At 71.7% G+C, this 20,769-nt stretch carries 19 protein-coding genes; 4 read left to right on the top strand and 15 right to left on the bottom strand.

Annotation, left to right across the window (positions count from 1 at the left end; all coding sequences use genetic code 11):
* Positions 1-3: 3 nt before the first annotated feature.
* On the bottom strand, positions 4-804 hold the full coding sequence (locus tag ASF75_RS09710) for a biotin--[acetyl-CoA-carboxylase] ligase (protein WP_056070837.1): 801 nt from the start codon (positions 802-804) through the stop codon (positions 4-6).
* Between the two features lie 74 nt (positions 805-878).
* On the opposite strand from ASF75_RS09710, the gene ASF75_RS09705 reads away from it, so the two are divergent.
* Both ASF75_RS09705 and ASF75_RS09700 read left to right on the top strand, forming a co-directional pair.
* Positions 879-2,474 carry an acyl-CoA carboxylase subunit beta gene (locus ASF75_RS09705; protein WP_017888761.1) on the top strand — a complete coding sequence of 532 codons (1,596 nt, stop codon included), beginning with the start codon at positions 879-881 and terminating at the stop codon, positions 2,472-2,474.
* 20 nt (positions 2,475-2,494) lie between these two features.
* Positions 2,495-2,728 carry an acyl-CoA carboxylase subunit epsilon gene (locus ASF75_RS09700; protein ID WP_235517597.1) on the top strand — a complete coding sequence of 78 codons (234 nt, stop codon included), beginning with the start codon at positions 2,495-2,497 and terminating at the stop codon, positions 2,726-2,728.
* 600 nt (positions 2,729-3,328) lie between these two features.
* Here ASF75_RS09700 and ASF75_RS09695 read toward each other — a convergent pair.
* From ASF75_RS09695 to ASF75_RS09680, 4 genes are all read right to left on the bottom strand, one after another.
* Complete coding sequence (locus ASF75_RS09695) at positions 3,329-4,378, bottom strand: hypothetical protein (RefSeq protein WP_056071078.1); 1,050 nt, start codon at positions 4,376-4,378, stop codon at positions 3,329-3,331.
* Positions 4,375-5,628 (bottom strand): sensor histidine kinase, encoded by a 1,254-nt coding sequence (locus ASF75_RS09690; protein WP_017888758.1) that lies wholly within the window; start codon positions 5,626-5,628, stop codon positions 4,375-4,377. The genes ASF75_RS09695 and ASF75_RS09690 overlap by 4 nt, the downstream gene beginning before the upstream one ends.
* Positions 5,629-5,633: 5 nt before the next feature.
* Positions 5,634-6,353: a response regulator transcription factor gene (locus ASF75_RS09685; RefSeq protein ID WP_017888757.1), complete on the bottom strand. Its 720-nt coding sequence runs from the start codon at positions 6,351-6,353 to the stop codon at positions 5,634-5,636.
* A 176-nt stretch (positions 6,354-6,529) separates the two neighbouring features.
* The gene (locus tag ASF75_RS09680) at positions 6,530-7,789 is read right to left on the bottom strand and encodes a class I SAM-dependent RNA methyltransferase (protein WP_056070835.1); all 1,260 of its coding nucleotides are present in this window, start codon (positions 7,787-7,789) and stop codon (positions 6,530-6,532) included.
* Positions 7,790-7,803: 14 nt separating this feature from the next.
* On the opposite strand from ASF75_RS09680, the gene ASF75_RS09675 reads away from it, so the two are divergent.
* Positions 7,804-8,598 (top strand): Maf family protein, encoded by a 795-nt coding sequence (locus ASF75_RS09675; RefSeq protein WP_056070832.1) that lies wholly within the window; start codon positions 7,804-7,806, stop codon positions 8,596-8,598.
* A 79-nt stretch (positions 8,599-8,677) separates the two neighbouring features.
* Entirely contained in the window at positions 8,678-10,465 is a 1,788-nt protein-coding gene (locus tag ASF75_RS09670) for an acetyl/propionyl/methylcrotonyl-CoA carboxylase subunit alpha (protein ID WP_056070830.1), read from the top strand.
* 88 nt (positions 10,466-10,553) lie between these two features.
* Here ASF75_RS09670 and ASF75_RS09665 read toward each other — a convergent pair whose 3' ends face one another.
* From ASF75_RS09665 to ASF75_RS09620, 10 genes are all read right to left on the bottom strand, one after another.
* Positions 10,554-11,273 (bottom strand): hypothetical protein, encoded by a 720-nt coding sequence (locus ASF75_RS09665; protein ID WP_156463837.1) that lies wholly within the window; start codon positions 11,271-11,273, stop codon positions 10,554-10,556.
* Positions 11,274-11,656: 383 nt separating this feature from the next.
* On the bottom strand, positions 11,657-13,333 hold the full coding sequence (locus ASF75_RS09660; protein WP_056070823.1) for a phospho-sugar mutase: 1,677 nt from the start codon (positions 13,331-13,333) through the stop codon (positions 11,657-11,659).
* Positions 13,330-14,172 (bottom strand): purine-nucleoside phosphorylase, encoded by an 843-nt coding sequence (locus ASF75_RS09655; RefSeq protein WP_056070821.1) that lies wholly within the window; start codon positions 14,170-14,172, stop codon positions 13,330-13,332. Before ASF75_RS09655 ends, ASF75_RS09660 begins: the two co-directional genes overlap by 4 nt.
* A 29-nt stretch (positions 14,173-14,201) precedes the next feature.
* Positions 14,202-14,480: a PTS sugar transporter subunit IIB gene (locus tag ASF75_RS09650; protein ID WP_017888750.1), complete on the bottom strand. Its 279-nt coding sequence runs from the start codon at positions 14,478-14,480 to the stop codon at positions 14,202-14,204.
* On the bottom strand, positions 14,477-14,923 hold the full coding sequence (locus tag ASF75_RS09645) for a PTS sugar transporter subunit IIA (protein ID WP_056070818.1): 447 nt from the start codon (positions 14,921-14,923) through the stop codon (positions 14,477-14,479). The genes ASF75_RS09650 and ASF75_RS09645 overlap by 4 nt, the downstream gene beginning before the upstream one ends.
* A gap of 3 nt (positions 14,924-14,926) precedes the next feature.
* Positions 14,927-16,039 carry an adenosine deaminase gene (locus ASF75_RS09640; protein ID WP_056070815.1) on the bottom strand — a complete coding sequence of 371 codons (1,113 nt, stop codon included), beginning with the start codon at positions 16,037-16,039 and terminating at the stop codon, positions 14,927-14,929.
* 120 nt (positions 16,040-16,159) lie between these two features.
* Positions 16,160-17,458: a thymidine phosphorylase gene (locus ASF75_RS09635; protein WP_056070813.1), complete on the bottom strand. Its 1,299-nt coding sequence runs from the start codon at positions 17,456-17,458 to the stop codon at positions 16,160-16,162.
* 1 nt (position 17,459) lies between these two features.
* Positions 17,460-17,942: a cytidine deaminase gene (locus ASF75_RS09630; RefSeq protein ID WP_082509590.1), complete on the bottom strand. Its 483-nt coding sequence runs from the start codon at positions 17,940-17,942 to the stop codon at positions 17,460-17,462.
* A 109-nt stretch (positions 17,943-18,051) separates the two neighbouring features.
* On the bottom strand, positions 18,052-19,341 hold the full coding sequence (locus ASF75_RS09625; RefSeq protein ID WP_017888745.1) for an ABC transporter permease: 1,290 nt from the start codon (positions 19,339-19,341) through the stop codon (positions 18,052-18,054).
* Complete coding sequence (locus tag ASF75_RS09620; protein WP_017888744.1) at positions 19,338-20,705, bottom strand: ABC transporter permease; 1,368 nt, start codon at positions 20,703-20,705, stop codon at positions 19,338-19,340. Before ASF75_RS09620 ends, ASF75_RS09625 begins: the two co-directional genes overlap by 4 nt.
* Positions 20,706-20,769: the final 64 nt, after the last annotated feature.

The raw sequence follows: 20,769 nt of genomic DNA, 5'->3' as shown, positions 1-20,769 counted from the left end.
CCGTCATGCATACCGCAGGTGGGTGACGTCCCCCACCGCGACGCCCCTGGTGCGCCCCGCCTGGTCCCGGATCGTGATGCGACCGGCGTCGTCGATGCCGGTCGCGTCGGCTTCCTCGACGCTGCCGTCCGGCAGCTCGAGACGGATGCGGCGACCGATCGTGCCGCACGCGGCGCGGACGTGGGTCCGGACCGTCTCGGCGGCGTGACCACCCGCGACCAGGCCGGCCACCGCCTCAAGGACGGAGCGCAGGAACGCGGACAGGACCGCGTCGGCCAGGGCGGGTGCGTCGTCGGCCGCGCCCGCGAGCAGGAGCGAGGTGGACGTGGGGGTGGGCAGCCGGTCGGCCGGGATCGTCAGGTTGACGCCGGCGCCGACCACGACGCTGCCGTCGGCGGCGACCTGGCAGAGGATCCCGCACACCTTGTGCCCGCCGACCTGCACGTCGTTCGGCCACTTCACGACGACGTCCGCGCCGGCGGGGAGCACCGACGCGATCGCGTCGCGCATCGCCGCACCGGCGACCAGGGGCAGCCAGCCGCGGTCGTGGTCGTCGAGGTCGGCGCGGACGAGCACGCTGGCGGCGAGCGTCTCACCGGCCGGAGCGGTCCAGGTGCGGTCGAGCCGGCCCCGCCCCGCGGTCTGGTGCAGGGTCGCGACGACGCTGCCGTGCTGCTGCTCGGGCGCTGCGGCGAGCAGGTCCGCGTTGGTGGACCCGGTCTCGGCGGGGGCGGTGATGGTCGCGCCCGTCGACCGGACCGCCTCGCTGGTGGCGGGGAACGACGGCGACGGGGATGTGGACATGCACGCAAATGTACGGGCAGGAACCGTGGGGGTCCTCCAACCGGCAGCGTCCCACCCGCCGGTAGGGTGAGCGGGTGACTTCAGGAGACACCCCCGATCTGTCGACGACGGCCGGCCGGCTGGCCGACCTCCGCGACCGGTACCACGAGGCCGTGACCGCCGCGGGCGAATCCGCCATCGCCAAGCAGCACGCGAAGGGCAAGGGCACCGCTCGCGAACGCATCGAGCAGCTGCTCGATCCGAACTCCTTCGTGGAGTTCGACGAGTTCGTGCGGCACCGCACCACGTCGTTCGGCATGGACGCCAAGCGCCCCTACGGTGACGCGGTCGTCACCGGCGTCGGCACGATCCACGGCCGGAACGTCGCCGTGTACGCGCAGGACTTCACGGTCTTCGGCGGGTCGCTCGGCGAGGTCGCCGGCGAGAAGATCATCAAGGTCATGCAGCACGCGCTCAAGACGGGCGTGCCGATCATCGGCATCCTCGACTCCGGCGGCGCCCGCATCCAGGAAGGCGTCGTCGCGCTCGGCAAGTACGGCGAGATCTTCCGCCTCAACACCCAGGCCTCCGGCGTCATCCCGCAGCTCTCCATCGTGATGGGCCCGGCGGCCGGCGGTGCGGTGTACTCCCCCGCCCTCACCGACTTCGTGATCATGGTCGACAAGACCAGCCACATGTTCGTCACCGGTCCGGACGTCATCAAGACCGTCACCGGCGAGGACGTCGGCTTCGAGGAGCTCGGCGGCGCCCAGACGCACAACGCGGTCTCCGGTGTGGCCCACTACATGGCCGAGGACGAGACCGACGCGCTCGACTACGCCCGCTCGCTGATCGGGTTCCTGCCGGACAACAACCTGTCCGACCCGCCCGCGTACGACGTCGCCCCGGAGCTCGAGACCACGGACGCCGACCACGAGCTCGACGTCGTGATCCCGGACTCCACGAACCAGCCGTACGACGTCACCACGATCATCGAGCACATCGTCGACGACGGTGAGTTCCTCGAGGTCCAGCCGCTCTTCGCGCCGAACATCCTGATCGGCTTCGGCCGGGTCGAGGGCCGCACGGTCGGCATCATCGCGAACCAGCCGCAGGCGATGGCCGGCACGCTGAACATCGACGCCGGCGAGAAGGCCGCCCGCTTCGTGCGGTTCTGCGACGCCTTCGGCATCCCGATCCTGACCCTGGTCGACGTGCCCGGCTACCTGCCCGGCACCGACCAGGAGTGGACCGGCGTCATCCGCCGCGGCGCGAAGCTGCTCTACGCCTACGCCGAGGCCACCGTCCCGCTCGTCACCGTCATCACCCGCAAGGCCTACGGCGGCGCGTACATCGTGATGGGCTCGAAGCAGCTCGGCGCCGACATCAACCTCGCGTGGCCGACCGCCGAGATCGCCGTGATGGGCGGTCAGGGCGCCGTCAACATCCTGTACCGCGCCGAGATCAAGCGGGCCGAGGAGTCCGGCGAGGACGTCGCCGCGGTCCGGACGAAGCTCGCCAACGAGTACACGTACAACGTGGCGTCGCCGTACCTGGCGGCCGAGCGTGGTGAGCTCGACGGCATCATCCAGCCGCACGCCACCCGCGTGTCGGTCATCAAGGCCCTCCGGTCGCTGCGGGGCAAGCGTGCAACGCTGCCGCCGAAGAAGCACGGGAACATCCCGCTCTGATGGGACGCCACGCAGCACCCGTGCCCTCGGACGAGCCCGCTTCGGTGGCGGACGTCCGGGTGGTCTCCGGCGAACCCACCCCCGAGGAGCTCGCCGCCGTCGTGGCCGTCCTGCAGCGGCAGGCCGACGAGGCCGCGGCGGCCGGACGCGCTGCCGTCGTCGTCGAACCGCGCACCGGCTGGGACGTGGCGGCTCGGGGGCTCCGCCGCCCGCTCGAGGACGGACCGGGCGCCTGGGGCCGATCGCTCCGCTGATGTACCCCTCGGTGCGCGGCCGATCATGACGGTCACGGGGCGCACTTCCCGGTCGGTATCCCCTCGCTCGGGGGACACGATCTGCGGATGCGGCCCGGAAATGCCGAAATTGTCCCCCATAATGACGACTGACATGCAGCTGGTGCGTGGGCATAGTAGTTGGTGTTCGGTGTCCTTCAACGAAAGACATCGCTGGTCGGTGGCCGACTAGGGTACGAAGCCACCGCCCGCTGCGGGGCAGGGCGACATTCGGGTTGTCGCTCAGCCTCGGGTCGCGAACGGGCCGGTCGGTATCCGACCGGCCCGTTCCCCGTTCCCGGGGGCGTCCAGCGCGTGCTGGCGGGCGTCGGTGCGGCTCGCGGGGCCGATGCAGAACGACAGCGCCGACGTCGCGCGACGACGACATGGTCGCTTCCTCGCACGCGCCAGCCCGGCGCGCCCCCCCTGACGGCCGGGAGGCTCGTGCCGGGGCCGCCGCGCGCCTCCCGGCTGTCCCCCATCGCGCCCACCGCAGTGCGCGTCCGCACCACGTTCGCGACGATCCACGCGTCGATCACGTGGTGCATCGTCGCGACACGCGCGCGGCCGCGTGGCCGCGCGCTACGCCGGCTCGTGCCGCGGGATCTCGAGCCAGAGCGCGACGGAGTCGTCCTCGTCACCGTCGTCGTCGTCCAGCCCCGCTCCGAGCGCGGCCGACTCGCTCGCCGCCACGTCGAGGCGGAGCCCGACGACGGTCACCGCGGAGTCGGAGCCCTCGCTGACGGTCCGGACGATGACGTTGTCGGCGTCGCGGGCCTGCCGCAGCGCCTCGGCGACGCGGGCGTGGATGCGACGGATGTCCGGGGCATCCAGGTCGTCGAGCCCGCCGTCGTCGTGCAGCTGGACGGTCGCTCCACGGCGACGCAGGCGCATCACCTCGTCGCGGACGTCGTCCGACAGCAGCGACCGGCCGCGGATCTCGTCACGGATGGCCTGCTCGAGGTGCAGGCACTCGGCACGGTCGGCATCGTCCAGGTCCCCGCAGGAGTCGATGATGCGCTGGAGCATCGGCAGGGCCATCCGCGTGGTCTGGCTCAGCCGGAACTGCCGCTCGAACACGTGGGCGTCCTGCGCAGCCTGCCAGTCGGCGGTCTCCTGCTCGGCGAGGACGAGCTCACGGGTGTTGCGGATGGCGCGGCTCATCGCGGCCGCGAAGACGGTGGCGATCGCGACCCAGGCGACACTGCCGACCACGCCCAGGCCTCCGAGCGAGCCGAGGCCGGCCCAGGCGACGGTGTACACGGTCAGGAACAGCACGCCGGCCCACGCGAACGGACCCCGGCCGCGCACGACGAGCACGACCATGAGCGTGCCGATCGCCGCGATCCACCAGGTGGCGGAGCCGGGTCCGCGACCCTCGACGACGACCGGGGCGGCGATCGCCGGCATCACGATCGCGGTGGCGAGGGAGAAGCAGGCCGTCCAGACCGGCAGGACCTTGCCGGGGACGAACAGTGCGAGGCCGGTGGCCGCGGCGTAGAGCGCCATGCAGGCGATGATCGGGGCGACCTGGTCGACGCGCGGGAGCGTGGCCGCGGCGAGGACCAGGTGGTAGACGGAGAACAGCGACGCGAGTCCGAGGGCGATGCTCGCCGGCAGGGAGACCTTCATGCGGTCGTCCTCGCAGCCGGCGACCACGTGAGCACGATGCGGGTGCCCTCGCCCGGCGCGGTGTGCACCTCGGCGTGCCCGTCGACGGTCGCGATCCGCTCGACGATGGAGCGGCGGACCCCCAGGCGTTCAGCGGGGATGGCCGCGACGTCGAACCCGCGGCCGTCGTCGCCGACCTCGACGCGCACGCCCTGCCCCTGCTGCTCGATGCTGACCCAGCGGGAGACGTCGCAGTCGCCGGCGTGCTGCACGCTGTTCACCGCGGCCTGCAGCGCCGCCGAGGCCAGCGCGTCCGCGACCGACGCGGGCAGGCGGACCGACCCGGTCGTCGTCGGGACGAGGCGGACAGGCGCGGGGAGGGCGCCGATCCCCTCGCGGATGCGCGCCCGGAGTTCCCCGAGCGCGACCGGTTCGACGTCGCCCGGGCCGTCGGTGGCCGCGGCCTCGAGGTGGTCGATCGCGTTCCGGGCCATCCGCGCCGCGAGGGTCTTGGCCTCGAGCGTGTCGGCACGTGCAGCGGAGAGCAGCGTCGTCAGGACGCTGTCGTGCACGATCGCGTCCACCTGGACCCGTTCGACCTCCGTCGCGTGCTCCCGGATGGCGAGCGAGTACCGCCGCACGGCCGTGGACTGCGCCGTGTCGACCGCCGTGGCCGCGCGGCGCAGCACCACCGCGATGACGAGCACCGCGCCGCTGAGGAGCGCCGTGTAGACCCCGTCGAGCAGCACCGCGAGGACGCCGACGTCGCCGCCGAGCGGGCTGAGCCGGACGACGACGTACACCGCCGGCACGAGCGCGGTGTAGACCGTCGCACGCCACGTGGCGAAGCCCATCGCCGCCGCCGTGCAGCCGACCGTGCAGAACCACCACGGCCACGGCTGCTGCGACGACGGGATCGGCTCCTGCACGGTCGCCGTCCACGTCACGAGCGCGACGAGGAACAGCAGCGCGCAGATGATCTGCGCCATCTGGGCGACCCGCTGCACGAAGGCCGCTACGCCGATGAGCACGAACGACGCCGCGAGCGCGAGCATCAGCGTCGGCCCCCAGAACGGGTCGAGGTACGGCAGCTGCTGCACGACCGCCGGCGCGTCGACGATGCCGAGCCCGATCGCGGCCATCGCCAGGAGGATCGCGAACGCCCGCTCCACCGATGCCTGCGTGATCGAGGCGCGGACGCTGCGCGCCGGATCGGCACCGAACGGTGCCGGTTCGACGGCCGTCCGCCCCGGCTCAGCCGCGGTGACCATCCGTGTCAGCGACCGTCGCCGTCGGGGTCGATGCCCGAGTCGAGCCCCGGGAGGATCCCGTCCTCGACGGCCCGACGCAGCAGGTCGACCTTCGTCGGGGCCGGACGGCCGACCTCGACGTACTTCACCCGGATCCGGTCGAGGTACTCACGCGCCGTCGAGTAGCCGATGCCGAGCTGCTGGGCGGCGAGCTTGAGCGGGAGCCCCGAGGCGTAGAGGTGCAGGATCTCGCGCTCGCGGCGTCCGAGCTGCGCCTTCGCGAAGTCACGGTCGGCGTCGATGGCGCTCGCCCACTCGAGGTTGTTGAGCACGTCGCCCCGTGCGACGGTGGCGACCGCGGCCATCACCGTCTTGGTGGCGGAGGACTTCGGGATGACGCCGGCAGCCCCTGCTGCGAGCGCCTCACGCACGTTGGCGACCCGGTCCGCGATGGAGTGCACGAGCACCGCCGATCCCGTCCCCTGCACGCCCTTGACGTTCTCGGTGACGGTCGAGCCGTCACCGAGGGACAGGTCGAGGACGACGACGTCGACCTCTCGCCCGTCGAGGTTCTGGACGTACTCGGGGACGCTGGCGGCGGTGAGCACCACCTCGAACCCCTCGTTCTGGCACGCCGCCTGGATCCCGAGTCGGACGGACTCGTGGTCGTCGACGATCGCGACCCGGACCGGCCTGGTGGCCGCCCCTGACGTCTCGGTGCTGGTGGTTGTCGTTCCTGCTGCCACTGTGGCCTCTCGTTCCGATGCGCGACGCCGGCCCCTGAAACCGGAGTGCCATCAACGACCCAGGATACCCAGCCCGGACTCAGGTGCGGGGCTTCTCGGCCGCGCCACGCTGGTCGGTCCGCCTATTGGTGGACACCCCGACACGCAAGGAACGGCGGTCGAACGAGCCCCGGCCCTCAGCGCGTGGGGACCAGGCGCGCGACGGCTTCCAGGTGGTGGGTGTGCGGGAACAGGTCGAAGGCCCGCAGGGCCTCGAGCCGGTACCCCAGGTCGGCGAACGTCGCGACGTCGCGTGCCAGTGCCACCGGGTCGCACGCCACGTAGACGACCTGCTCCGGCTGGAGCGCGGCGATCTGCACGACCACGTCCCGCCCGGCGCCGGAGCGCGGCGGGTCGAGCACGACCGTGCCGGCGCGGAAGCGGTCCTTCTCGGCGCGCGAGGCGTTGGCCACGGTGTTCGTCAGCCAGCGGTCGACCCGGCCGGTCTCGGCACGTGCGCCGAGCCACTCGGACAGGTTCTCCTGCGCGTGCTCGGTGGCACGGGCGGCGCTCTCGACGCTCGTGATGCGCGCCTTCGGGCCGACCAGGTCGCCGAGTGCGGCGGCGAGCAGACCGACACCGCCGTACAGGTCGAGGTGGGTGCCCTCGGGGTCGAGGCGGTCGCGGTCGACCAGGTCCTGCACGGCCTCGGTCAGCACGGAAGCGGCGGCACGGTGCACCTGCCAGAACCCGTTGTCGTCGACCTGGAAGGTGCGCTCCCCCACGACCTCTCTCACCACGGTGGGCTTCTGGTCGTCGATGACGAGCCGTGCCCCCTCGGAACCGCTCGGCGCGAGGACGTCGATGACCGACGAGCCCGGCAGCGCACCACGGCCGAGCGGGGCGCTCTGCTGCACGAGGGCGGTCGCGAGCGGCAGGCTGGCGACGGGGATCACGGAGTGGGAGCGGGCAGCGAAGGGGCCGGCGGTGCCCTGCTCGTCGACGTGCAGTCGGACACGGGTGCGCCAGCCGAGCCCGTTCGCCGCGTCGTCGCCGGGCGCGGCCTCGACGACGACGTCGTGGCCGAGCACCTCGGCGAGGTCCATCCGCGCGAAGCGTGCGAACGAGTCGACGAGGACGTCGTGCTTCAGCGTGCGCTGGTGTGCGAGGGCGATGTGGCCGAACTCGGCACCGCCCGGGCGCGTCTCGGGGTCGCGATCGAGGGCTGCCTCGGGCCAGACGTGGTCGACGCGGTGCTCGCTCGGCGTCAGGACACGGACCGTGTCGGCGCGCCAGAACGACTTCTTGCGGTCCTCGGTCACCCGGGCGACGACGCGCTCCCCGGGGATCGCGTCCGAGACGAAGACCACCCGTCCTTCGTGCCGTGCCACCGAGATGCCGCCGTGGGCGATCCCGGTGACGTCGAGTTCGAGCAGCGTGCCGACGGATTCACCCATGGTGAGATGGTCCCATGCGTCTGTACCTCGCGAGTACATCCCCCGCCCGCCGAGCACTCCTCGCCCAGTCCGGGATCGAACCCGTCCTCGTGTCCCCCGGGGTCGACGAGGACGCCGTCGGCGCCGCCGCCGCGGCATCGCTCGGCCGCGACCTGACCGGTCCGGAACTCGTCTCGCTCCTCGCCGTCGCGAAGGCGTCGGCCGTCGCGGACGCCACGGTGGCCGGGTCGCCGGTCGACGGGGTCGTGTTCGGCGGCGACTCCGCCTTCGAGGTCGACGGGCAGCTGTACGGCAAGCCGCACGACCCGGAGGTCGCGCGCGAGCGCTGGCGGCAGATGCTGGCCGCCGGCGGCGGCACGCTGTGGAGCGGGCACTGCGTGATCGACCGGCGACGGGACGACCGGCGCCCGGACCTGGAGCCGACCACGGGACGGCCTGGAGGCACGGGACCGGCCCGCACCGTGCCTCCCGTCCGGTCCCTGGTCACGTCCGCCGCCGGCGTCCCCGAGCTCGGCGACGTCGCCCCCGGCGGGTCGGCGCTGGCCGCCGACGGCGACCGCGTGGTCGCCGTCGACAGCGCGGTGCTGACCTTCGCCGACGACGTGTCCCCCGACGAGATCGACGCGTACGTCGCGACCGGCGAGCCGCTCGAGGTCGCCGGCGCGTTCACCATCGACGGCCGGGCCGCCGCGTACATCACGCGGATCGACGGGGCACCGTCCGCGGTGATCGGGATGTCCCTGCCGATGCTGCGCTCGATGCTCCTGCGTGGCTTCGGCATCGACTGGCACGATCTGTGGGCACTGTAGACATCCGCACCTGATCCGGGTGCTTCTTTGTGGGCGTCAGTCAAAACGCACGCACGCCGCACGAATACGCTGCTGTGTCATGCCCCGTATCAGCAAGGTCCTCATCGCGAACCGCGGCGAGATCGCCGTCCGCATCATCCGCGCGGCCCGCGACGCGGGCAAGGCGTCGGTCGCGGTCTACGCCGACCAGGACCGCGATGCCCAGCACGCCCGCCTCGCCGACGAGGCCTACGCGCTGAACGGCACCACGAGCGCCGACACCTACCTGGTCATCGACAAGATCATCTCGGTCGCCCGCCGCTCCGGTGCGGACGCCGTGCACCCGGGCTACGGGTTCCTTGCCGAGAACGCCGACTTCGCCCGCGCCGTCATCGACGCCGGGCTCGTCTGGATCGGACCGTCGCCGGACTCGATCGAGCGCCTCGGCGACAAGGTCTCCGCGCGCCACGTCGCCGAGAAGGTCGGCGCGCCGCTCGCTCCCGGCACCATCGAGCCCGTCAAGGACGCCTCCGAGGTCATCGCGTTCGCCGACGAGGTCGGCCTGCCGGTCGCCATCAAGGCGGCGTTCGGTGGCGGTGGCCGCGGGCTGAAGGTCGCGCGGACCCGCGACGAGGTCGCCTCGCAGTTCGAGTCCGCCACGCGCGAGGCGATCGCCGCGTTCGGTCGGGGCGAGTGCTTCGTCGAGAAGTACCTGGACAAGCCGCGTCACGTCGAGACCCAGTGCCTGGCGGACGAGCACGGCAACGTCGTCGTGGTCTCCACCCGCGACTGCTCGCTGCAGCGTCGCCACCAGAAGCTCGTCGAGGAAGCCCCGGCGCCGTACCTGACGCCCGAGCAGCAGACCGCGCTGTACGAGTCGTCGAAGGCGATCCTGCGCGAGGTCGGCTACGTCGGTGCCGGCACCTGCGAGTTCCTCATCGGCGCCGACGGCACCGTGTCGTTCCTCGAGGTGAACACCCGCCTGCAGGTCGAGCACTGCGTGTCCGAAGAGGTCACCGGCATCGACCTGGTGCGCGAGCAGTTCCGCATCGCCGAGGGCGGCGTGCTCGACTACTCGGACCCGGAACCGCGTGGACACTCGTTCGAGTTCCGCATCAACGGCGAGGACCCGGGCCGCAACTTCTTCCCCGCGCCCGGCCCCGTGCACGCGTTCAACGCACCGTCCGGCCCCGGCGTCCGCGTCGACTCGGGTGTCGTCGCGGGTGATGTCGTGTCCGGCTCGTTCGACTCGATGCTCGCGAAGCTGATCGTCACCGGCGCCACCCGTGCCGAGGCGCTCGAGCGTTCCCGGCGCGCACTGGCCGAGTTCGAGGTCACCGGCCTGCCGACCGTGCTCCCCTTCCACCGTGCCGTGGTGTCCGACCCGGCGTTCGCGACCGACGACTCCTCGCCGTTCTCGGTGTACACGCAGTGGATCGAGACCGACTTCGTCAACGAGATCCCGGCGTGGAGCGGCTCCCCCGAGGAACTGCCGGCCCCGGCTGCGCGCGACAGCGTCGTCGTCGAGGTGCAGGGCAAGCGCATCGAGGTCACCATGCCGTCGATCGTCGGTGGCGGTGCTGCCGGTGCCGGTGTCGCCGGTCGTCGTCCCGCCGGGCCAACCGCTCCCCCGAAGCGCCGCTCGTCGGCCGTCCGTGGCGGTCTGGCGAAGTCCGGGTCGTCCGTGGCGTCGCCCATGCAGGCCACCGTGGTGAAGCTCGCGGTCGCCGAGGGTGACACCGTGGTGAAGGGCGACCTGCTCGTCGTGCTCGAGGCCATGAAGATGGAGCAGCCCGTGCAGGCCCACAAGGACGGTGTCGTCACCGGGCTGAACGCCCCGGTCGGCCAGACGGTCTCGTCCGGTCACGTGCTGCTCGAGCTCGCGTAGCGCGCGGGTTCCCTCCCGCAAAGCACCGGTGTTCGCCGGTCGAACACGTGCATGCCGCGGTTCGGCTCGTGAACCCCGGTGCTTTGCTTCATCGAACACGGCGCACTCCGGCTGCCTCGAGTGCCACGGGGCCGTTGCCGCCTGGCTCCACGTCCAGCCACGTCACGCGGACGACCCGACGGACGTGGCGATGCGCACGGAGGCGGTCCTCCCGGAGCTTCTCGTCGATGACGACGCGCTCGGGCGATCGACCAGCGCGCATCGTCCGGTCGCGGTACTTGACCAGCCCGTCGAACTCCACCACGACGCCGGCGTCCTCGAACCAGAAGTCCACGCGGCCGATCAGGCCGGCCGCATCGCGGAACTCCTGCTGCAGCACCGGCGGCGGGAACCCCGCTTCTGCCCAGCACAGCCGCGCCACCGACTCACCCGGCGAGTCAGCAGCAGCGTCCGCGAACTCGATCGCGCGTCGCGCACGGGTGGACGCCCGCGGACGGGGCTCCCTGCTGCGCAGTTCGGCGAGCAGCGCGTCCTGCGGCACTCCTCGGGCCAGGACCGCGTCCAACACGACCACCGCCGTGCGGAACGACGCTCGGAGCGCGACGTCGACCCCGGTGACCACGAGGGTCGTGACGGGCAGGCCGCCGACGCTCGCACAGGCGATGGGGCGACCCGCCCCTCCGACCTTCTGCAGGTGCGCGCGACGTTGACCGGTGGCTCGACGCGGATCGGTGGCGACGACGTGCGTGGGGAACTCCCCGAGCCACGGGAGTCCGAGCATCGCCACAGCCGACTCGTGGGAGATCACGAGGGCAGGGTGGATGTTCGGCACGACCGCTTCGACCCGTGCACGATGGCGCTCCGCTGCACTCGCTGATTCGAACGCCTCTCGTTCAACGTACCGACCCGCGGTCAGGCGGATGAGGGTCCCGCGGCGCGCGGCATCTGCAAGCCGTCGGTGCGCTCTCGGATCGGGATCGCTCGGAGCCGCGCCGAACACCGTGATGTGAGCCATGGCCCAACCGTCACGGCTCCGCGCGGCCTACACGACGGCCTCCCCCTCCTTGTGAGCAGCCCGCGCTCCCCCACCCCCTGTGGAGGAACAGCAAAACACCGGTGTTCGCGTTCTGCACCGCGTTGTGCGGGTGTTCAGAGCGCGAACACCGGTGTTTTGCGGAAGCCCACCCCGCCCTAGGACACCAAGGGGCGCACGGCGTCGGCGATGGCGTCGACCAGGCGCTGGGCCTCGGCGGGGGTGTTCGCGACGGTGTCGATGTAGACCTTCACCTTGGGCTCGGTCCCGCTGGGGCGGACGATCACCCGTGCGTCGCCGGCCAGGTCGTAGCGCAGGATGTCCGACGGCGGGAAGCCCTGCACCCCGTCCGAGTAGTCCGTCACCGTGTGCACGTCGAGGCCACCGAGGGACGCAGGCGGCGTGGACCGGAGCGACGCCATGACCTCGCCGATGCGCGACAGGTCGTCGACCCGGGTCGCGACCTGCCCCGAGGCGAACGCCCCGAACTCGGCGGCGAAGGCGTCGAGCTGCCCGGCGATCGACGATCCGGCCGCGGCGAGGTCCGACGCCAACGACAGCAGCTCCAGCGCCGCCGAGATGCCGTCCTTGTCGCGCACGACCGACGGGTCGACCAGGTAGCCCAGGGCTTCCTCGTAGCCGAACAGCAGCCCGGGCACCCGCGACACCCACTTGAAGCCGGTCAGGGTGTCGCGGTACTCCAGCCCGTGGCGCGCAGCCACCCGGGCCAACGCTGGCGACGAGACGATCGACGCAGCGAGGGTGCCGGTCGCGCCGGACTCGGACGCCCGTGCAGCGGCCCGCCACCCCAGCAACCAGCCGACCTCGTTGCCCGACAGCCGACGGTACGACGGCGCACCGGCGTCCGAGGCGGTCGGGATCGCGAGCGCGAGCCGGTCGGCGTCGGGGTCGTTCGCGATCACCAGGTCGGCACCGACGGCGACACCGCGGGCGATCGCCAGGTCCATCGCGCCCGGTTCCTCGGGGTTCGGGAAGGACACCGTGGGGAACGCACCGTCGGGATCGATCTGCTCCGGGACGACCGCCGGCTCGGCGAACCCGGCCGCGGCGAACACCGCACGCGCGGTCTCCCACCCGACGCCGTGCATGGCCGTGTAGACGACCTTCGGCTGCTCGTCGACCGGGAGCGCCGGAGCGGGCACGATCGCGGCTGTGGCGGTCACGTAGGCATCGACCAGGGCCGACGTCGCCACGGTGTAGTCGGTGCCGCGCGGCAGATCGGCGACCGAACCAGCGGCGACCGCGTCGATGGCGGCCGCGATCTCGCCGTCGACGGGCGGCACGATCTGCGAACCGTCGTCGTCCTGTCCGAGGTAGACCTTGTACCCGTTGTCCCGCGGCGGGTTGTGGCTCGCCGTCACCATGACGCCGGCACCGACGTCGAGGTGCCGGACGGCGAACGCGAGCACCGGCGTCGGCAGGGCCGAGGGCAGCAGGGTGACCTCGAGTCCGAGACCCCGCATGACCTCGGCGGAGTCGCGCGCGAAGACGTCCGAGTTCACCCGGCCGTCGTAGCCGATGATGACACTCGGCGAACGCCCGGTCTCGATCAGGAACCGTGCGAGCCCCGCCGCCGCCTGGGTCACGACGACGCGGTTCATCCGCAGCGGGCCCCAGCCGAGCTCGGCGCGGAGTCCGGCGGTGCCGAACTGCAGTCGCCCGTCGAACCGCTCGGCGAGCGCCCGGACCGCGGGACCGTCACCGTCGGCGGCCTCGTCGATCGCCGCGGCCAGCTCGTCGCGGGTCTCCGGGTCGGGGTCCTGCGCCAGCCACGCCCGCGCGGCGCCGAGCACCCGGTCGAGGTCGAGCTTCACGACGCCGGCTGCCCGAGTGCGGTGACGACGCGTGCGAGCAGGTCCGCGATCACCGGCTCCGCCTGCTTGCCCGCCTCGAGCACCTCGGTGTGCGACAGCGGCGTCTTCTGGATGCCGGCGGCGAGGTTCGTGATGAGCGAGAACCCGAGGACCTCCATGCCGGCCTGGCGGGCAGCGATGGCCTCGAGCGCGGTCGACATGCCGACGATGTGCCCGCCGATGGCCTTCGCCATCTGGACCTCGGCCGGGGTCTCGTAGTGCGGGCCGCGGAACTGCGTGTACACGCCCTCGTCGAGCGACGGGTCGACCGTCCGGGCCATCTCACGCAGGCGCGCCGAGTACAGGTCGGTCAGGTCGATGAACGTCGCGCCCTCGAGTGGGCTGTCGGCGGTCAGGTTGATGTGGTCGCTGATGAGCACCGGGGTGCCGGGCGTCCAGTGTTCCTTGATGCCACCGGCACCGTTGGTCAGCACCATGATCGAGGCACCCGTCGCCGCGGCGGTGCGGACGCTGTGCACGACCCGGCGGACGCCGTGACCCTCGTAGTAGTGCGTGCGGGCGCCGATGACGAGCGCGTGGCGGCCGTCGGCGAGGCGGATCGACCGGATCGTGCCGGAGTGTCCGGGGACGGCCGAGGCGCTGAAGCCGGGGACCTGGTCGGCCGGGATCTCGGACACGGTCTCACCGATGATGTCGGCGGCCTTGCCCCAACCCGAACCGAGGGTCAGTGCGATGTCGTGCCGCTCGATGCCTGACTGTTCGGCGATGACGGCGGCGGCGTCCCGCGCGACCTCGAACGGGTCGGCAGCGGGGTCGTTCAGCGGGTTCTCGGTGCTCATGCCCCAACTCTAAAGGGCGCACTACGCGCTCAGTGCTCGCCGAGCGCCCGGTCGACCGCCGCCGTGATCTCGCCCTGGTCGAAGTGGTTCTTGATCACGATCACCTCGGCGTAGGTGTCCCCGATCGCCTCGACGAACTCCTGACTCGTCAGGATCACGTTGGCGTCGTCGGAGACGTCCCGCACCGATGCGACGTCCGCAGCGACGACGGACGCCGACAGCCCGAGGGTGTCGAGCGCCTTCTCGGCGTTCACCTTGAGGATGCCGCTCGACCCGATGCCGGCACCGCAGATGGTCACGATCTTCACGCGGAGACCCCCATGATCGCGCGGACCTCGTCCGCCGTGGTCGCCGCCGCGATCCGCCCGGTGACGGTGGCGTCGTTGAACAGGTTCGCGATCTCGCCGATCGACTCCAGGTGGGTGCCGACCTCGGCCACCGCGAGCCCGAGCACGACACGGACGGGGTCGTTGTGCGGGTGGCCGAACGCCACCGGCGATGCGAGCGTCACGACCGCGAGTCCGTCCCGCACCACGGCGCCACCGGGCCGGGCATGCGCGAACGCGAGCCCCGGCGAGATGACGATGTACGGCCCGTGTTCCTCGACCATGCCGATCATGGCGTCGGTGTACTCGTCGGTGGTGGCGCCCGACGCGACGAGCGCACCGCCGACCAGGCGCATCGCGTCACGCCATGCGTGCGCGTCCGCACCGAGGAGGACGGCGGTGTCCGGCAGCGGCGGCAGTCCCATGCGTCAGGCCTCCTGGTACCCGGCCGTGATGGTGGCGATGATCTCCTCGCGGTCCTCGAGCGGCAGGAACGAGCCGAGCGCGGCGTTGATCTGGAACGCCGCCAGGTCGTCGAGGTCGTAGCCGAACGTGCCGGCGAGCAGTGCGAGTTCCTTCGACAGCGAGGTGCCGCTCATCAGGCGGTTGTCGGTGTTCACCGTGACGCGGAAGCCGAGCTGGTAGAGCACGTCGAACGGGTGGTCGGCGAGGTCGTCGCCCCACGCGGCGATCGCCCCGGTCTGCAGGTTGGACGACGGCGAGACCTCGAGCGGGATCTCACGGTCACGGACCCACGAGGCGACCTCGCCCAGGGAGGCCAGCGTCGAGCCGTCCCCGGCGTCGGACAGGGCGACGTCCTCGAAGATGCGGACGCCGTGTCCGAGGCGGAGCGCCCGGCCGTCGACGAGCGCGGAGCGGATCGAGGCGAGTCCGTCGGCTTCGCCCGCGTGGACGGTGACCGGGAACAGCTCGGAGGCCAGGTGGTCGAAGGCTGCGCGGTGGTTCGAGGCGGGGAACCCGGCTTCGGCACCGGCGATGTCGAAGCCGACGACCCCGGCGTCGCGGTGCCGGACGGCGAGTTCAGCGATCTCGAGCGACCGGTCGGCGTGCCGCATCGCGGTGACGAGCTGGCCGACACGGATGCGCCCACCGGCGGCGTCGACGGCTTCCTCGATGCCGGCCTGCACCGCCTCGACCGTCTGGTCGAGCGTCAGCCCGCCCTGCAGGTGCTGCTCCGGCGCCCAGCGGACCTCGCCGTAGACGACGCCGTCGGCGACCAGATCCTCGACGAACTCGCGGGCGACGCGGGTGAGCTGCGGTGCGGTCTGCATGACGGACGTGGTCACGTCGAACGTCTTCAGGTACTCGACGAGCGAGCCGGAGTTCGACTGGTCGGCGAACCACTGCCCGAGCTCTCCCGGGTCGGTGGTGGGGAGCGTGACACCCGCGGATGCTGCGAGCTCGATGATGGTCGCGGGACGCAGGCCGCCGTCGAGGTGGTCGTGCAGCGAGACCTTCGGCAGGTCGTTGATGACCGCCCCAGCGTCGGGCAGGCGGTAGGTCGGGGCGTCGGCGCTCATTCCCCCAGGCTATCGGTGGTCACCGCCGCCGCGCAGGGACCTGTGCACAACCCACAACGGAAGACACTGGAGGCTCCCCACAGCTGTGCAGGGAGCCTCCGGTCGGCCGGGTGCCCGGGTTCAGGACCCGATGCGCTCGCGCACGATCGGACCACGTGCTGCGGCGGGAGAGTCCGCCGAGCCGATCGCCCACGCCCCCTCGAGCGACTCCAGCGCGCGCGGGATCCGCGACGTGTCATCGGAGTGCAGCGTCCACAGCGGCTGCCCCTCGGTCACGGTGTCCCCCGGCTTGACGTGCAGCTCGATGCCCGCACCGGCCTGCACCGGGTCCTGCGCACGGGCACGACCGGCTCCGAGCCGCCAGGCCGAGACGCCGAACGGCAGCGCGTCCTGCTGCGTGAGGACCCCGGACGTCGGCGCGGTCACGACGTGCTGTTCCCGGGCGACGGGCAGCGCCGCGGACGGGTCCCCGCCCTGCGCCTCGATCATCCGACGCCACGTGTCCATGGCCCGGCCGTCGGCGAGTGCCGCAGCGGGATCGGCGTCGGGCAGTCCGGCGAGCGTCAGCATCTCGGTCGCGAGTGCCACGGTCAGCTCGACGACGTCGGCCGGTCCGCCACCGGCGAGCACCTCGACCGACTCCCGCACCTCGAGCACGTTGCCGATCGTCAGCCCGAGCGGGACCTCCATGTCGGTCAGCAGCGCCGAGGTCGCCACCCCGGCGTCGTTGCCGAGGTCGACCATGGTCTGCGCGAGCTCCTTCGACGCCTCGTACGTCGGCATGAACGCGCCGGACCCGAACTTGACGTCGAGCACGAGTGCTCCGGTGCCCTCGGCGATCTTCTTCGACATGATGCTCGACGCGATGAGCGGGATGCACTCGACGGTGCCGGTGATGTCGCGGAGCGCGTAGAGCTTCTTGTCCGCGGGGGCCAGCCCGGACCCGGCGGCGCAGATGACCGCGCCGACGTCCTGCAGCACCTGCATCATGCGGTCGTTCGAGATCGACGCCTGCCACCCGGGGATCGACTCGAGCTTGTCGAGCGTGCCGCCCGTGTGCCCGAGTCCGCGGCCCGACAGCTGCGGCACGGCGACGCCGAACGACGCCACCAGGGGTGCCAGTGGCAGGGTGATCTTGTCGCCGACCCCGCCGGTGGAGTGCTTGTCGACCGTCGTCTTGCCGAGCGACGAGAACGACATCCGCTCCCCCGACGCGATCATCGCGAGCGTGAGGTCCTTGATCTCGCGCCGCTCCATGCCGTTCAGGAAGATCGCCATCGCCATCGCGGCCATCTGCGGGTCCTCGACGTAGCCGCGGGTGTACGCGTCGACGAGCCAGTCCACCTCGGCGGTGCTCAGCGCGCCGCCGGAGCGCTTCGTACGGATGAGGTCGACGGTGTCGAACGGCTCGACTGCCATGTCAGTGCTCCTGCTGGTAGGTGGCGAGGGTGCGCGGCCCGAAGGCGTCCGGCAGGACCTCGTCGATGGTGCGGATGCCGGAGAGCGTCTCGAGGAGCATGCCCTCGGTGGAGTGCTCGAACAGCAGCTGGCGGCAGCGCCCGCACGGCATCAGGGTCGCCCCGTCGCCGTCGACGCACGTGAACGCGACGAGCTTGCCGCCGCCGGTCATGTGCAGCTGCGACACGAGCGAGCACTCGGCGCAGAGCGTCACCCCGTAGCTCGCGTTCTCGATGTTGCAGCCGGAGACGATCCGGCCGTCGTCGGTGAGCGCCGCGGCGCCCACCGGGAACGACGAGTACGGCGCGTAGGCGCGCCGCATCGCGGCCGTGGCGGCGTCCCGAAGGGCGCCCCAGTCCACGTCGTCGGCCGGGAGGCCCGTGGCCGCGTCCTTCAGGTCGGTGGCGGTGACCCCCTGGTCACCCGCAGCGTGCGTGTCGGTCATGTGTCGTGCCTCCAGGCCGGTGGGTGGTCCGCAAAACACCGGTGTTCGTCGATCGAACACCCGCGAACCGCGGTGCGGAGCACGAACACCGGTGTCTTGCGGAAGGGAACTAACTCTTGATGTAGGGCTTGCCGGACGCGGCGGGCCCGCGCGACTGCCCGACCAGGCCTGCCACGGCGAAGATCGTCACCACGTACGGCAGCATCAGCAGGAACTCGCTCGGCACGGGCGAGTCGATCGCCCCGAGCGTGTTCTGCAGGTTCGACGCGAAGCCGAACAGCAGCGCCGCGAGCGTCGCCTTGATCGGATCCCACCGGCCGAAGATGACCGCGGCCAGGGCGATGTAGCCGGCCCCCGCGGTCATGTCCTTCGTGAACGGCCCGACCGCGTCGAGCGTGAAGTACGCCCCGCCGAGACCGGCGATCGCACCGGCGAGGGAGACGTTCCAGAACCGGGTGCTCGTGACGTTGATGCCCACCGTGTCGGCGGCCTGCGGGTGCTCGCCGACGGCGCGGAGCCGCAGCCCCCAGCGGGTCTTGAACAGCCCGAAGGTGACCACCGCGACGGCGATGTAGGCGAGGTAGACCACGACGGTCTGCTCGAAGAACACCGGTCCGATGACCGGGATCTGGTGCAGCAGCGGGATCTCGACCTTCGGGAACCGGATGCCGATGTTGAGCGTCTCCTCGTTCGGGGAGAGCACCTGCGAGTACAGGAAGCCGGTCAGGCCGGAGATGAACGCGTTGATGACGACACCGACGATGACCTGGTCGACCAGGTACTTGATGCTGAACGCCGCGAGGACGAACGACACGAGCATGCCGGCGACGAGCGCGGCGACGAGGCCGACCCAGGGCGACCCGGTGATCGACGCGACCATCGCGGAGCTGAACGCACCGGCGAGGAACTGGCCCTCGATCGCGATGTTCACGACGCCGACCCGTTCGGAGATGACGCCGCCCAGGGCACCGAACACGAGCGGCACGCTCAGGCTCAGCGCGCCGAGCAGCAGGCCGGGGATCGGCAGGGACGAACCGGCGGCGGCCCAGGTCAGGAACCCGACGACGAACACCACCGCGAAGACCGACGTGACCCACAGCGCGACCCGGCGCAGCGCACGCGTCTCGATGAACGCGTAGACCGTCAGGATCGCGAGCAGGACGATGACGACGATGCCCGTCCCGAGCGCGGGCAAGGGGACGTTCGGCAGCGCGAAGAAGTCACCGGCGTTCGCCAGGCGGAACGTGGTGGTGCCGGAACGCGGCAGCAGGCCGAACAGCACGATCGCGATGAGCGTGAACACGCCGTACCCGATCGGGAGCTTCCAGCTCCTGGTGGTCTCGAGCGGACGGTCCGCGAGCGGCGACGCGGGGGCCGCGGTGGGGCTGAGGGTGCTCATGCGGCGACCGCCTTCTTGCTGGTCTTGTTCGTCTTCGTGCGCTTGCGGGCACCCGGCTGCGGGATCCGGAAGATCGCGCGGACGAGCGGCGGCGCCGCGATGAAGAGGACGATGAGGGCCTGGATGACCCCGACGATGTCGATCGGGATGCCGTTGGCGGCCTGCATGGCGTAGCCACCGTTCTTCAGCACGCCGAACAGGATGGCCGCCCAGAACACGCCCCACGGCTTGGAACGGCCGAGCAGGGCCACCGTGATGGCGTCGAAGCCGATGCCGGCGTCGATGCCCGAGGTGAAGCCCGACGTGACGGCGCCCTGCACCTGGTAGGCGCCGGCGATGCCCACCAGGGCACCGGAGATCAGCATCACCCAGATCGTCAGCGACGGGACGCTCATGCCGGCCACGCGGGCGGCACGGGGGTTCTCACCGATGGTGCGGAACCGGAAGCCGAGGGACGACTTGTTGACGAGCCACCAGACCACGACGACCGCGATGATCGCGACGATGAACCCCAGGTCCACGCCGTACCGGACGCCGAAGAGCTGCGGCAGCAGGGCGCTGTCCTTCGTGGGGGGCGAGATCGGGTTGCTGCTGCCCGGAGCCTGCAGCAGGCCCGGGGTGCGGAGCAGGTAGCTGACCAGGTAGAGCGCGACGTAGTTGAGCATGATCGTGACGACCACCTCGTTCGCACCCGTCCGGGCCTTCAGCACCCCGACGATGCCACCCCACACGGCGCCGCCGACGATGCCGGCGAGGATCGTGAGCGGGATGTGGACCGCGGCGGGGCCGTCGAACGAGAACCCGACCCACCCGGCGGCCGCGGCCCCCATCAGGATCTGGCCCTGACCGCCGATGTTGAACAGTCCGGCGCGGAACGACAGCGCGATCCCCAGGCCCGCGGCGATGAGCGGCACCGAGTAGTCGACGGAGCGCGTGAGCGGCCCGATCGCCTGCTGGAACGAGTCCGCGCCGAAGTTGAACACCGAGCCCTGGAACAGCGAGGCGTACGCGCCGCCGACCGCGGTGCCGACCGCCTGGAGCATGTCCGTCGGGCGGGCGAAGAAGTACCCGGCGGTGGCACGGACGTTCTCGTCCGTCACCGCGATGAGGATGCCGCAGGCGACCAGCGCGAGGACGACGGCGAGCACCGTGACGAGCACGGAGCCGTTCAGGATCCCCTGCAGGGCGGCGTGCCAGCGGTCACCGCCGGCGCCGTTGCGGCGCTCAGTGTCCGCTGCCGAGTCCGTCATCAGGTGCGGGGTCGACTCGACCTCCTGCAGACGGTCGTCGGTGAGCGGGGCGTCGGCGGTGTCGTTCGCCGCCGGGGCCGGCTGCTGCGTGTTGTCTGGCGGTGGGGTGGTCACGCTGCCAGCTCCGTTCCGGTCGTGGGTGTGGCGTGGATCTCGCCGGCCGAACCGGTCATGCGGC

It is taken from the genome of Curtobacterium sp. Leaf154 (assembly GCF_001424595.1).
Lineage (GTDB): Bacteria > Actinomycetota > Actinomycetes > Actinomycetales > Microbacteriaceae > Curtobacterium > Curtobacterium poinsettiae.
This window is presented reverse-complemented; position numbering and strand designations above follow the sequence as displayed.

Coding starts and splice junctions, on each gene's coding strand:
- ASF75_RS09710 (WP_056070837.1), bottom strand. CDS start 804: ATGTCCACATCCCCGTCGCCGTCGTTCCCCGCCACCAGCGAGGCGGTC.
- ASF75_RS09695 (WP_056071078.1), bottom strand. CDS start 4,378: ATGAAGGTCTCCCTGCCGGCGAGCATCGCCCTCGGACTCGCGTCGCTG.
- ASF75_RS09690 (WP_017888758.1), bottom strand. CDS start 5,628: ATGGTCACCGCGGCTGAGCCGGGGCGGACGGCCGTCGAACCGGCACCG.
- ASF75_RS09680 (WP_056070835.1), bottom strand. CDS start 7,789: ATGGGTGAATCCGTCGGCACGCTGCTCGAACTCGACGTCACCGGGATC.
- ASF75_RS09675 (WP_056070832.1), top strand. CDS start 7,804: ATGCGTCTGTACCTCGCGAGTACATCCCCCGCCCGCCGAGCACTCCTC.
- ASF75_RS09670 (WP_056070830.1), top strand. CDS start 8,678: ATGCCCCGTATCAGCAAGGTCCTCATCGCGAACCGCGGCGAGATCGCC.
- ASF75_RS09655 (WP_056070821.1), bottom strand. CDS start 14,172: ATGAGCACCGAGAACCCGCTGAACGACCCCGCTGCCGACCCGTTCGAG.
- ASF75_RS09645 (WP_056070818.1), bottom strand. CDS start 14,923: ATGGGACTGCCGCCGCTGCCGGACACCGCCGTCCTCCTCGGTGCGGAC.
- ASF75_RS09640 (WP_056070815.1), bottom strand. CDS start 16,039: ATGAGCGCCGACGCCCCGACCTACCGCCTGCCCGACGCTGGGGCGGTC.
- ASF75_RS09635 (WP_056070813.1), bottom strand. CDS start 17,458: ATGGCAGTCGAGCCGTTCGACACCGTCGACCTCATCCGTACGAAGCGC.
- ASF75_RS09630 (WP_082509590.1), bottom strand. CDS start 17,942: ATGACCGACACGCACGCTGCGGGTGACCAGGGGGTCACCGCCACCGAC.
- ASF75_RS09625 (WP_017888745.1), bottom strand. CDS start 19,341: ATGAGCACCCTCAGCCCCACCGCGGCCCCCGCGTCGCCGCTCGCGGAC.